The following is a 12,760-nucleotide window of genomic DNA, read 5'->3' as shown; positions in this document are numbered from 1 at the left end:
CTCGGCACCCGAACTCGTTCGTGCCGAGCAGGTCACATCCATCTTCGACTGGTGAGAAGGTTAGGGTCTACCGATGAGTGATACACGCGAACGATCCGTCGTGGTGTGTGGTGAGGGACTGGTTGATCTGGTTCCGGTGGGGGAGAACTTCTCACCCAAGTTGGGCGGTGGACCGTTCAACGTTGCGATCGCGGTGGGTCGACTCGGATCCGACGTGGGATTCGTCTCTCGCTTGTCCACCGACGCCTTCGGAGATCGGATGATCGACTCGCTGGCCGCGTCGAATGTCGACACGACCGGAGTCGAACGTGGGCCCGAGCCGACAACTCTGGCCGTCGTGAACCTTGCAGCGGACGGAGGTGCGCGGTATTCCTTCTACCTCGAGGGAACGGCGGATCGACAGTTCGCGCTGCCGAAGCTTCCCTCTGCCCGGGCATTCTCGTTCGGAACGCTGTCGCTGGTGCTCGAGCCGGGGGCCTCTGCCTACGAAGCCATGCTGCACGAAGCACACGCCCGCGGTCGACTCACCATGGTGGACCCCAATATTCGTCCGGCGGTGATCTCGGACCCGGAAGCATATCGACGACGATTTCGTTCGTGGTTGCCCGCCATCGATATTCTCAAAGTGAGCGACGACGACGCGAAGTGGTTGGGTTCGGTCGACGGCGCCGAGTGGCTCGACGAAGGCGTCGGCGCCGTACTGCTCACCCGTGGTGGTGACGGGTTGCGGTTGATCACCAAGGAACTCGATGTTTCGGTGCCGGCGCCCGCGGTCGACGTCGCGGACACGATCGGTGCGGGCGATACCGTTCACGGAGCCCTGCTGGCCTACCTTGATCGTCACGATGCACTCGACGTCGCCGTTGTGCGCGGGTTCTCCGAGGCAGACTGGTCGGCCGCGTTGACCTTTGCCGCACGCGCGGCAGCCGTCACCGTGTCACGACCAGGGGCGGATCCGCCGTGGTCAAGGGAGTTGGGCCTGCCCATCTAGCACTGGGGACCACCGCCCTACTGCGAGCGCAGTACGTCGAACTGCCTACCTGTGCACGATGTGCGACGGGGTCGTGTATCGGCACAGTGATACGCATGTCGATATTCCTGTACAAACTCTCGCGACTCGCGTTTCGGCGCCGCTGGGCAATGGTGGGCTTCTGGGTCGTCCTGCTGGTGGCGGGCGGAGTAGGCGCAGCAACGCTGTCCGGTCCGACCGTCAATACGTTGTCGATCCCGGGCACAGAATCGCAAGCGGCACAGGACCTTCTGGCTGAACGGTTCCCGGAATCGTCCACCGGCGGAGCCAGTGCTCGCATAGTCTTCGAATCTCCGGCGGGCACGACGCTCGCCGATCCGGCCATTCGAGAATCCGTCAGTGGATTGGTCTCTGCGCTCGGGAAGGACCCCGAGGTTGCAGCGGTATCGGATCCGTATGCCTCCGGCGGAGTGTCTCCGACTGGGACGATCGGATACATGCAGGTCTCCTATACCGCCGACTCGATGGACTTGCCGGACAGTTCGAAAGAACTGCTCGAGTCCGCTGTCCACGACGCCGCGGATTCAGGGCTGGCAGTCGATGTTGCCGGCAACGTGCTGATGGAAAGCAGCGCCGAATCGATGGGAGAGGTGATCGGAGTCGCGATCGCCGCGGTGGTGCTGACCGTCACCTTCGGTTCCTTGGTGGCGGCGGGGCTTCCTTTGATCAGCGCGTTGATCGGCATCGGCATCGCGATCTGCACGATCACCATCGCAACTGGTTTCATCGAATTGGGTTCGAGCACAACCGTCCTGGCAATGATGCTGGGGCTCGCCGTGGCGATCGACTATTCGCTGTTCATCGTCTCGCGCTACCGCTCCGAACTACGTGACGGACATGATCCGGAAATTGCTGCGGGCCGCGCAGCGGGGACTGCGGGTTCGGCCGTAGTGTTCGCGGGGTTGACCGTCCTCATCGCACTGGCCGGACTGTTCGTCGTGAACATCCCGTTCCTGACAAGCATGGGTCTGGCTGCAGCATTCGCAGTTGCTGTTGCAGTGGTGATTTCACTGACGCTGCTGCCCGCCACACTCGGATTTGCAGGGTCGCGCGTCCTGAGTCGGTCTGATCGTCGACTGCTGGCGTCCGGCGGTGAACTGACACACCGGAAACAGTCGGAGGGGGCGGGCTCGCGATGGGCCAAGTTCGTGATCCGGCGTCGAGTTCCGGTTTTGCTCGCGTCAGTCCTCGGGCTGGGATTGCTGGCGATCCCCACCTTCGGAATCAACCTGAGTTTGGCGAGCCCACCAGTGCCCGACACAACTGCCGCCAGGGCTACCGACCGACTATCCGAGGGGTTCGGTGCCGGGTTCAGCGGTCCGCTCATGGTGGTTGTCGACGTTGCCGACGCCGCAGATCCGGCAACGGCATTGAGCGGCGCCCAGGAAAAGCTCGGTGCTCTGCCCGACGTAGCGGCAGTGACGCCGCCAGCACTCAATCAGGCCGGCGATACAGCAGTCATCACGGTGGTTCCCTCGAGTGGCCCGGAAACCGAGGCAACAAAGGCGCTCGTCGCAGATATACGTGAGGTCGCCGGATCACTGACCGACGAGACCGGAGCCACGATGTCGGTCACCGGTCAGACAGCGTTGACGATCGACGTCTCGGACCGCCTGGCCGATGCCCTCGTTCCCTACCTCGCATTGGTCGTCGGCCTCGCCTTCATTCTTTTGATGCTGGTGTTCCGCTCGATCTTGGTACCGCTCAAGGCAACTCTCGGATTTCTGCTCTCGATCGGTGCGACGTTCGGTGTGCTGGTCGCGATCTTCCAGTGGGGTTGGTTCGCCGGCATTCTCGGAATCGAAGGCCAAACCGGATCAGTTGTGGCGATGTTGCCCATCTTCATGATCGGCATCGTCTTCGGGTTGGCGATGGACTACCAGGTGTTCCTGGTGACCAGAATGCGTGAGGCCTTCGTCCACGGTGACGGACCGGACGAAGCAGTCGTGAAGGGCTTCGACCAGGGCGCGCGAGTCGTCACGGCCGCGGCGCTGATCATGATCGCCGTTTTCGCGGGCTTCATCTTCGGCGGCGACGCCTTCATCATGCAGATCGGACTCGGACTCTCGTTCGCGGTTCTGTTCGACGCCTTCGTGATTCGTATGACCGTCGTACCGGCCGTCATGTCCCTGTTGGGCTCGAAGGCATGGTGGTTCCCCTCATGGCTGGACCGGTTGGTCCCGAACGTCGATGTCGAGGGGGAGCAGTTGACTGCGCTGCTCGCAGATTCGAAGGAATCCAGTGAACCCACGAGCGACAAGTTGTCGGTATGACCCGGATACGGTAGATCGATGACTTCGACATCGACGTGGGGTCGATGGTGTGCGGAACACCCGCGCACCATCGATCTGGCACTGACGATCCTCGTGCTCCTTGCCACGTGGACGGCGCACCGCATCGCGCTCGATGGCAATGACACCCGCGAAGTAACAGTTGTGGGAGTCCTTGTAACAGCGATCGCAGCGGCAACCATCGTATTCCGGAGGCGTTACCCGTTCTCGGCGCTGGCGGTGGCAGTACTTCTCGGCGTATTGATGATTGCACTGTCAGCGCCGCCGAATGCCGGCACAGGTTCCGCGGCGATGGTGTGCCTCTACTACGTTGCCAGCACGAGTGACCGCCGGAGGACCTTCTTCGCAGCGGCGAGCACAGTCAGCTCGCTGATGCTCGTCACGATCTTCCTGGGAGTGGGGAACAATCTCCTGCAGGAGGCACTGGGGTTGTTGGCCTGGTTGCTGATGGCAAGTTTCGCCGGCGCCGAGGTCCGTTCTCGCCGAGCCTATCTGGAGTCCGTCGAGGCGCGCGCGGTGCAAGCGGAAAGAATGCGCGAGGACGAGGCCCGACACCGCGTCGTCGAAGAAAGGATGCGGATTGCGCGAGACTTGCACGACGTTGTCGCGCACCACATTGCCTTGGTCAACCTGCAAGTCGGGGTCGCGTCGCACTTAATCGGGAAAGACCCGGAGAAGGCGACGACTGCACTACGCGGAGTGGAGGAAACGTCCAAGGCGGCACTCGATGAAATTCGGGCCACGGTCGGAGTTCTCCGTGACGCTCAGGACGGTGATCGCTCGATGAAACCGGCACCGGGGCTTTCGGATCTACCGGCACTGGTGGATCAATTCGTCAGTGCGGGAATGGAAATCGAAGTGCGCGCAGTGGGTTCGTTGCGCCCTCTCGGGCCAGCAGTAGACCTCACGGCGTACCGAATTATCCAGGAAGCACTCGTGAATGCGAGCAAGCATGCGTTGCCAGGGGCCGTCACCGTGTCGTTGTCGTACGAAGCCGAGGTTCTGGTGCTGTCGGTCGAAAACTCCGGAACGGCAGTGCCTTCGACGTCACCGCCCGGGTACGGACTGCTGGGAATGAAGGAGAGGGCACAGGCAATGGGAGGCGAGGTCTCAGCAGGATTCCGCGCGGACGGGGGATTTCGTGTGGACGCCCAACTGCCGCTGGTCTCGGTCTCCAGCGGTTCGGAGCGTGAGGAGTCGTGAGTATTCGGGTGGTAGTGGCAGACGATCAGGCGCTCTTCCGTCAAACGCTTGCGCTGCTGATCGGTTCGGAAGACGACATGGAGGTGGTCGCCGAGGCGGCAGACGGAGAGCAGGCATTCCAGGCGGCGCTCGAGCACCGACCCGACGTTGTACTGATGGACATTCGCATGCCGGGCACCAGCGGAGTCGAAGCGACCGCCATGATCGCCGATCATCCGGATTTGTCCGACGTACACGTACTGATCCTGACGACCTTCGAAGTGGATGAACATGTGGCACAGGCGATCCGGGCGGGAGCGAGCGGCTTCATCGGCAAAGGAATCCGAGCGGAGGATCTACTTGATGCTGTTCGGACGGTCGCAGGTGGGAACTCTTTGTTGTCGCCGATTGCGACCAGTGCGTTGATTTCTCGATTCCTTTCCACTCCGTCGCGGGCCGACTCGACTTCCGGGATTTTCGGTCAATTGACACCACGCGAACTCGAAGTAGTAACCCTCGTTGCCCTCGGGATGTCCAACGACGAAATCGCCGCGGAATTGGTGATCAGCGCGGTCACGGCAAAAACCCATGTGAACCGGGCGATGACAAAACTGGATGTCCGCGACCGCGCGCAACTGGTGGTTCTCGCCTATCAATGCGGTGTGGTGATTCCGGGACGCTCGGTGGATTGACTCGAGAAACTCTTGACTCGAACGGGTGTTCGAGTATTGTTTTGGGTGGGGATCGGGGGATTCAATGAGTGTCTATCTGTCGGACGTGGTTTCGGGTTCTGCGGTGGGGTTGCGCGGACGTCTGTGGCGGTTGTCTGCTGCGGAGTTACGTACCGCTGCTATCGAGGCGAGTGCGGAGATTCTTCGTCTCGAGGCTGTTCGTGTGGCGGTGGTGGACGAGTTGTCGTTGCGGCCCGATGATCAGGTGATCGCCAGCCGCGGGGTGGGTTGCTGGTTGGCGGCGAATACGATGCTGCAGGTTCGGGACGGGAAGAAGATCGCCGCCCTGGGTGCGGCGCTGCGGCCGTTTCCCGCGGTGGCTGCCCGGTTCGATGTCGGGGACTGCTCCTTCGAGCACGCGGTGTTGATCGTGGCGTTCTGCGAGTCACCGCCGAAGGGCATGCCGGAGGAGGCGCTCCCTCGCTGTGTCGATTTGTTGTTGGCTGCTGCGTCGGGGGTGGAGGCGACGACGACGAAGGTGCGGAGTGTTATCGCGACTTTGGAGCGAGTGTTCGAATCGGATGACATTCCGCCCGCCGAGGATGTGGATCGTAACGAGTTGCGGATCGCGTCGACGTTGAATGGTCGGGTGGTGGTGCGCGGTGATTTCGATGCTCTCACCGGGGAAATGTTGTTGTCGGCGTTGTCGAATCTGACGATGCCGACGCCGGCACCGGATGGAACCCCGGATTCTCGGTCGGCGGCGAAGCGGACTGCGGATGGGTTCACCGAACTGATCCGCCGGTATTTGGACTGCGCGAAGACCGGTACGGACGGTGGGCAGCGGCCGCACGTGAATGTTCACATCAACGCCCGTGATCTGGCGGAGCACCGGAACTGCGCCGCAACATCCGCTGCTCCTGGTGGTGGAGTGGCTGTGGCTGTGTCGGATCTCGATGTCGGGCACATGCCCTGGCTGGGGCCACTGTCGGTGTCGCAGAGCAGACTCCTCGGTTGTGATTGTTTCCTCTCCACTGTCCTGCTCGACGATCACGGGGCGCCGTTGGATGCGAGACCCGGGAAACGGTTGGTCTCCGCCGAACAGCGCGTGGCGTTGATCGCCCGGGACAAGGGGTGCGCGTTCCCGGGTTGTGCGTGTGTTCCGGCGTGGACGGATGCGCACCATATTCGGCACTGGGCGAACGGTGGCCCGACGGTGATGAGCAACCTTGTCCTGCTGTGCCGTTCGCATCACCGGTTGATGCACCGGAAAGCCGGGTTCGTCGGGAAGTGGGTGATCCGGATCGGGGTCGACAAGAAACCGTGGTTCATCCCACCGCCCTCGATCGACCCGCAGCAGCACCCGCGACCGGCCAACACCACCTTCAAAACCTGAGGGGTTAAACCTCACACGCACCAGAACATGGCCAGGCCTGTCTCGGACCCGCTGCTCTGTGTCCGACCGATTGGTGGGAGGTGGAGTCGAATGGGTGCGTGCTTTGGGGGTGGCTCTACTTTTGGGTGCCCGTGTGGCCTGTCCCACTCAGTGGGTCATTCTTTCGTCGTCGCCGAGCCGGTTGTGCCAGGTCATTTGGACGTCTGACCTGCAGTTCAAAATCTTTCGTTAGAACACGTTCCAATTTCGTGGATTTGTGGCTATGGTCACAGAGATAGATGCGGGTGTGCGAATGAAAGGGTGAAGTGACGTGAAGACCAAGGGTGCAATCCTGTGGGGCCTCAATGAGAAGTGGTCCGTCGAGGAGATCGAGATCGGCGAGCCGGTAGCCGGCGAAGTTCAAATTCGCATGGAAGCGGCCGGAATGTGCCACTCCGATCACCACATCGTCACCGGCGCGACCCCGATGCCGTCGTTCCCGGTCATGGGCGGGCACGAGGGTTCGGGCGTCATCACCAAGCTCGGCCCTGAGGTCAAGGGACTGGAGGTCGGCGACCACGTCGTTCTGTCCTTCATTCCGGCTTGTGGAACCTGTCCGGCGTGTTCGGCCGGGCATCAGAATCTTTGTGACCTCGGGATGGGCCTCCTCAGCGGCCAAGCCATCAGCGACGGCACGTACCGGATCCAGGCTCGCGGCGAAAACGTGATCCCGATGTGCCTGCTAGGGACGTTCTCGCCCTACATGGTCGTGAACCAGTCGTCAGTGGTGAAGATCGACAAGGACATTCCGTTCGAGGTTGCCGCACTCGTCGGTTGCGGCGTCCCGACCGGTTGGGGATCGGCAACCCACATCGCCGATGTGAAGCCCGGCGAAGACGTTGTGATCATGGGCGTCGGCGGCGTCGGTATCAGTGCGCTACAGGGTGCGGTTGCATCGGGCGCTCGGTACATCTTTGCCATCGACCCCGTGCCGTGGAAGCGTGAGCAGGCTCTGAAGTTCGGCGCAACGCACGCTTTCGAAAGCGCTGCCGCTGCCATTCAGCCGATCATCGACGCCACGTACGGACGCATGGCGCAGAAGACGATCATCACCGTCGGCGAAATGAAGGGTGAGTACGTCGAAGAAGCCATGATTCTGACGGCAAAGGCTGGTCGTTGCGTTGTCACTGCAATGGGGCACCTGACGGACATGGATGTGAAGCTGAACCTGTTCCTGATGTCGATGCTTCAGAAGGACCTTCAGGGCAACATTTTCGGCGGTGGCAACGCTCGCCAGGACGTGCCTAACCTCCTCGCGATGTACAAGGCAGGCAAGCTGAACCTTGACGACATGGTCACTCGGACCTACACGCTCGAAGGCGTGAACGACGGGTACCAGGACATGTTGGATGGCAAGAACATCCGCGGCGTCATCCGCTACACCGAAGCTGACTGGTGATCGAAAGCGCAACTCTTGTGCCAGTAGTCTGATCGGGTGCCCAGTACTCACAGTCTCGACGTAATCCAGCAGTGGCCGGTCGACAATGCGGCAGCGGTCGTCCTCTCCGGGAATAATCCGGGTGAGGGCGACCGCATTCGTGGTTTCAGCGGCGACCAGTCGCATGTTTTCCCCCTGGCTTCGGTGACAAAACTGTTGTGCGCCTACGCGATTCTGGTGGCGGTGGAGGAAGGGGCGGTCGAGTTGGATGGGCCGGCCGGGCCTGAGGGGTCGACCGTTCGTCATCTCCTCGCACATGCTTCCGGGTTGGCATTCGCCGAACGTGTTGTTCAGGCGCCGGTGGCGTCGAAGCGGATCTACTCGAGTGCGGGATTCGAGGTGCTTGCCGAGTTGGTTTCCCGGGAGACCGAGATCGAGTTTGCCGACTATCTTGCCGAGGCGGTGTTCGCGCCGTTGGGGATGACCAGCGCGACTCTTGTCGGTCCTGCCGGTCACGGTGCACAGGCATCGGCAGACGACTTGGCCAAGTTCGCGGCTGAACTGCTCTCGCCGACCCTGATCTCGACGCAGACGTTCGCAGAGGCGACAACCGTGCAGTTCCCGAGGCTCAACGGAATTCTTCCGGGTTACGGCTCTCAGCGCCCCAACGACTGGGGACTCGGATTCGAAATTCGCGGCGACAAGCGTCCGCATTGGACAGGTCTCGCGAACTCGGCCGCAACTTTCGGTCATTTCGGCCAGTCCGGGACGTTCCTGTGGGTCGATCCCACGATCGATACTGCGTGCGTCGTGCTTACCGATCGCGACTTCGGTGATTGGGCCAAGCCTTTGTGGACCGAATTGTCAGATGGCGTGGTCGGTGAAGTTTCGCGATAGAGCACAAATTTCTCTCCTTCCACTGGCGCAACACGGGTAACACAAGGCACACTGTTCAATCGAGCGTGCTGCACGAACTCGACAGAGGTCGTTGGGGAAGACGTCCCTCGTCGAAGCAGGAGGCTCGAGTGCGCGAAATGAATCAATTCGCGGACGTGACGACTGGTGTGGTTTACATCCACTCGTCGCCCGCGGCGCTGTGCCCGCACGTGGATTGGGCTTTGTCCGCCACGTTGGACAGCCCTGCCAAGCTCAGATGGACCTCACAGCCTGCCTACGACGGACTTCTGCGTGCGACGACGGACTGGACAGGTCCCGTCGGAACCTGTGCCCGCCTGGTCGATTCGCTACGGGCGTGGCCGATGTTGCGCTTCGAGGTCACCGAGGACCCGAGCCACGGCGTCGACGGCGAACGGTACAGCCATGTGCCCGGTCTGGGCTTGTGGCGCGGATCCACCAGTGCGAACGGTGATGTCGTTGTTGGGGAGATGAAACTGCGGTCCATCATGAATTCCGGTGGAGACATCGCCGCGGAGATCGATCGGGCGATAGGCGCACCGTGGGACGAGGAACTCGAGCCCTTCCGGAGTTCGGGCGAAGGCGCCGAAGTGACATGGCTGCGTAGGCGTGTCAGTTGACCGAGGTCCATCCTGAACCCTGAGTGCTCTCGCGGATTGAACGACAAAGACTTGAATGACAAAGGTGGGCCCCGCCGTATCGGCGAGGCCCACCTTGCTGTCCAGGGTTGTCAGAGCGGAATGTTCTTGTGGCGCGCACGGACAGATGGTGCAGACGCGAGCGCAGCGGTGACGATGCTGCGAGTCTTCGCCGGGTCGATTTCCTCATCGACGACGCCGATTTCGACAGCGCGGTCGACGCCGCCTGCGATCGCCTCGTGTTCGGCAGCGAGACGGTCGTGCAATGCTTCACGCTCGTCGTCCGGTGCCGCAGCGAGAGCCCGCTTGTGCAGGATGCCGACAGCAGCCTTCGCGCCCATCACGGCCACTTCGGAGTTGGGCCAAGCGAAAACGGCCGTGGCTCCCAGTGCTCGCGAGTTCATTGCGATGTATGCGCCGCCGTAGATCTTTCGAGTGACAACGGTGACGCGGGGGACAGTCGCCTCGGCGAAGGCGTGAAGTAACTTCGCGCCGCGCCGAACCACGCCTTCCCACTCCATCGACACGCCAGGCAGATACCCGGGAACATCGACGACGACTACGAGCGGCACGCCGAATGCGTTGCACAGTCGCACGAATCGAGCGGCCTTCTCTGCACTTTCGGAGTTCAGGCACCCCCCGAGTCGCAGTGGGTTGTTCGCGATGACGCCAACCGTGCGTCCGGCCATCCGGCCGAAACCGGTGACGATGCTCCGCGCGTAATTGCCTTGCAGTTCTTCGAAGCTCGACTCGCCTTCGACGTTGTCGAGCATTTCGTGAACGATGGGACGAACGTCGTATGCACGTTTTGCGGACGCAGGCATCATGGCGCGCAGATCGCTGTCGCCGAGTTCCGCTGCCCGCTGATCGAATTCGCCCTGCTCGCACATCATCGAGACCAGGCGTCGTGCGCGGTGCAATGCGTCGGCCTCGTCGTGTGCGGCGATGTGCGCGACACCCGACTTCTTGGTGTGTGTGTCCGGACCGCCGAGTGACACCATGTCGACCTGTTCACCGGTGACACTGCGAACTACGTCTGGGCCGGTGACGAACACTCGGCCTTCCGGCGCCATGATCACGACATCGGTGAGGGCTGGACCGTACGCGGCTCCACCAGCGGCAAAGCCGAGCACGACGGAAATTTGAGGTATGAGACCCGACGCACGGACCATGGCCTCGAAGACCAGTCCGACTGCGTGGAGTGCTTCGACGCCTTCAGCCAGACGCGCGCCACCGGAGTGCCAGAGACCCACGATGGGGGACTCTTCCTCGATGGCGGTATCGATGGCTTTGACGAGGTGTTTGCAACCGTCGACGCCCATTGCGCCGCCCATGACGGTGGCATCGGAGCAGTATGCGATGGTGCGGACGCCGTCGATGTTTCCGGACGCAGCGAGCACGCCGGACTTGTCACGGGCGTGGAGCGGCAATGTTGTGCCGGGGTCGAACAGATTTTCCAGGCGCGCAAGAGGATCGCGCGGGTCTGTCGATGATTCGGACTTTGTCACGGGGGCCAGGATGGTCATCGCGTCCTCCTTCAGTACGAGCCTTGGGTGGAACGAAAGGTCGGTGTTGTCCGCGGGTGACGTTGTGTTGCAACGACACCCGCGGACAGGTGCAAACCGCGGTTCGGGCTAGGCCCGACCGAAGGCGAGCGCGACATTGTGCCCACCGAAACCGAACGAGTTGTTCAGTGCGAAATCGAAAGAGCCGGTTCGGGGTTCACCCTTGACGACATCGAGATCGATTTCTGGATCCTGGCTGTCAACATTGAGCGTGGGCGGGATGATCCCGTCACGCACCGCCAGAACCGTGAGGACTGATTCGAGGGCGCCGACAGCGCCGATCGAGTGTCCCAGCGCGGATTTCGGGCCGTACACCGCAGCGTGATTGCCGACCGCTGCGTTGATTGCCTTTGCCTCTGCGATGTCACCGATCGGCGTCGCAGTGGCGTGGGCGTTGATGTGCTTGATGTCGGACTTCGTCAGTCCGGCCATCTCGATTGCTCGGGTCATGGCTCGCGCCGCGCCCAGGCCTTCCGGATGCGGTGCCACGATGTGGTACCCGTCCGAAGTGATTCCGGAACCGAGCAGGCGGGCATGAATGGTGGCCCCGCGTGCCTTTGCGTGTTCCTCGGTTTCGAGGATCATCAGTGCGCCGGCTTCGCCGAAGACGAATCCGTCGCGGTCCTTGTCGAAAGGACGTGAAGCTGCGGCCGGATTGTCGTTGTTGGTGCTCATTGCACGCATCATGGCGAAGCTCGCGATCGGAACCGCGTCGATGAAGCTCTCGACTCCACCAGCCACAACCATGTCCGCGTCACCCATGACAAGCATGCGGTGAGCGTGAGCAATTGCCTCGGAACCTGACGAACATGCCGACACCGGGGTGATGACGCCGCCGCGGGCCCCGAGTTCGAGCCCGACTGTTGCGGCCGGTCCGTTGGGCATGACCATCTGCACCGAGAACGGGGACACCTTGCGGTATCCGCCGCCACGGAGCTTGTCGACGGCGTCGATGAGCGTGTCTCCGCCGCCGAGTCCGGTGCCGATGACAACCGCGAGGCGGTCCTGATCGACTTCGGGGCTGCCGGCGTTGCTCCAGACCGTGCGACTCAACGTGAGGGCAAGGCGTTCCACCCAGCTCATCCGTCGAATTTCGACGCGGGACAAGCCCTCGTCTGGTGAAACCTTCAGGTGCCCGCCGATGCGAATGGGAAGGTCGAACTCGTCGATGAACGGGTCATCGAGGATTCCGATGCCGCTTTCGCCGGCGAGTAGCGCCTTCCACGTGCCATCCACATCACCAGCCACCGAGGTCGACGTCGCGAGGCTCGTGACGACGATGTCGGGGAATTTCCCTTTGCGGGTAGAAGCGGAAGTCACGGTCGGCTCACTCTGCGTTCTTGGCTTCGGCGCCTTCGGCTTCGAGCTTCTGGATGTACGCGACGATGTCGCCGACGGTGCGCAGGCCTGCGAGATCCTCGTCGGGGACCTTCACGCCGTACTTGTCTTCGGTCTGAACAGCGATCTCGACCATGGACAGGGAGTCGATATCGAGGTCGTCCACGAAGGACTTGTCAACGGTGACCTCGGAAGGCTCGATACCGGTGACCTCCTCCACGATCTGGCCGAGTTCCGCGATGATTTCTTCCTGAGTGTGGGCCACTGGTGTGGCTCCCTTCTTGATCGATTGAGGTGGGGTGAAACGTCCGGCCGCC

General features: G+C 62.0%; 11 protein-coding genes. 8 read left to right on the top strand and 3 right to left on the bottom strand.

The window, feature by feature from the left end; genetic code table 11:
* The first annotated feature begins 73 nt into the window (after positions 1–73).
* From ACKAMS_RS11545 to ACKAMS_RS11510, 8 genes are all read left to right on the top strand, one after another.
* On the top strand, positions 74–991 hold the full coding sequence (locus ACKAMS_RS11545; protein WP_060939197.1) for a carbohydrate kinase: 918 nt from the start codon (positions 74–76) through the stop codon (positions 989–991).
* Between the two features lie 95 nt (positions 992–1,086).
* Positions 1,087–3,303, top strand: a complete 2,217-nt coding sequence (locus tag ACKAMS_RS11540; protein ID WP_408989058.1) for an MMPL family transporter — start codon at positions 1,087–1,089, stop codon at positions 3,301–3,303.
* A gap of 18 nt (positions 3,304–3,321) precedes the next feature.
* Positions 3,322–4,524: a sensor histidine kinase gene (locus ACKAMS_RS11535; protein ID WP_019748973.1), complete on the top strand. Its 1,203-nt coding sequence runs from the start codon at positions 3,322–3,324 to the stop codon at positions 4,522–4,524.
* Positions 4,521–5,195 carry a response regulator transcription factor gene (locus ACKAMS_RS11530; RefSeq protein ID WP_019748972.1) on the top strand — a complete coding sequence of 225 codons (675 nt, stop codon included), beginning with the start codon at positions 4,521–4,523 and terminating at the stop codon, positions 5,193–5,195. The genes ACKAMS_RS11535 and ACKAMS_RS11530 overlap by 4 nt, the downstream gene beginning before the upstream one ends.
* A gap of 64 nt (positions 5,196–5,259) precedes the next feature.
* On the top strand, positions 5,260–6,570 hold the full coding sequence (locus tag ACKAMS_RS11525; protein ID WP_408989057.1) for a DUF222 domain-containing protein: 1,311 nt from the start codon (positions 5,260–5,262) through the stop codon (positions 6,568–6,570).
* Positions 6,571–6,880: 310 nt separating this feature from the next.
* Entirely contained in the window at positions 6,881–8,008 is a 1,128-nt protein-coding gene (locus ACKAMS_RS11520; protein WP_019748970.1) for an NDMA-dependent alcohol dehydrogenase, read from the top strand.
* Between the two features lie 36 nt (positions 8,009–8,044).
* Positions 8,045–8,884, top strand: coding sequence for a serine hydrolase domain-containing protein (locus ACKAMS_RS11515; protein WP_408989056.1), 840 nt, complete (start codon positions 8,045–8,047; stop codon positions 8,882–8,884).
* 128 nt (positions 8,885–9,012) lie between these two features.
* Positions 9,013–9,522 (top strand): DUF3145 domain-containing protein, encoded by a 510-nt coding sequence (locus tag ACKAMS_RS11510; protein ID WP_003941617.1) that lies wholly within the window; start codon positions 9,013–9,015, stop codon positions 9,520–9,522.
* A 110-nt stretch (positions 9,523–9,632) separates the two neighbouring features.
* Here ACKAMS_RS11510 and ACKAMS_RS11505 read toward each other — a convergent pair whose 3' ends face one another.
* The 3 genes from ACKAMS_RS11505 to acpM form a co-directional block, all read right to left on the bottom strand.
* On the bottom strand, positions 9,633–11,066 hold the full coding sequence (locus ACKAMS_RS11505) for an acyl-CoA carboxylase subunit beta (RefSeq protein ID WP_166502393.1): 1,434 nt from the start codon (positions 11,064–11,066) through the stop codon (positions 9,633–9,635).
* A 108-nt stretch (positions 11,067–11,174) separates the two neighbouring features.
* Complete coding sequence (locus ACKAMS_RS11500; RefSeq protein ID WP_003941591.1) at positions 11,175–12,425, bottom strand: KasA/KasB family beta-ketoacyl-ACP synthase; 1,251 nt, start codon at positions 12,423–12,425, stop codon at positions 11,175–11,177.
* 7 nt (positions 12,426–12,432) lie between these two features.
* Complete coding sequence (gene acpM, locus ACKAMS_RS11495; protein ID WP_003941649.1) at positions 12,433–12,708, bottom strand: meromycolate extension acyl carrier protein AcpM; 276 nt, start codon at positions 12,706–12,708, stop codon at positions 12,433–12,435.
* Positions 12,709–12,760: the final 52 nt, after the last annotated feature.

Origin of the sequence: Rhodococcus sp. 5A-K4 (genome assembly GCF_046097995.1) — a bacterium.
GTDB classification, from domain to species: domain Bacteria; phylum Actinomycetota; class Actinomycetes; order Mycobacteriales; family Mycobacteriaceae; genus Rhodococcus_F; species Rhodococcus_F erythropolis.
Note: the sequence above shows the minus strand (reverse complement) of the source record. Positions and strands in the feature narration are given on the sequence as shown.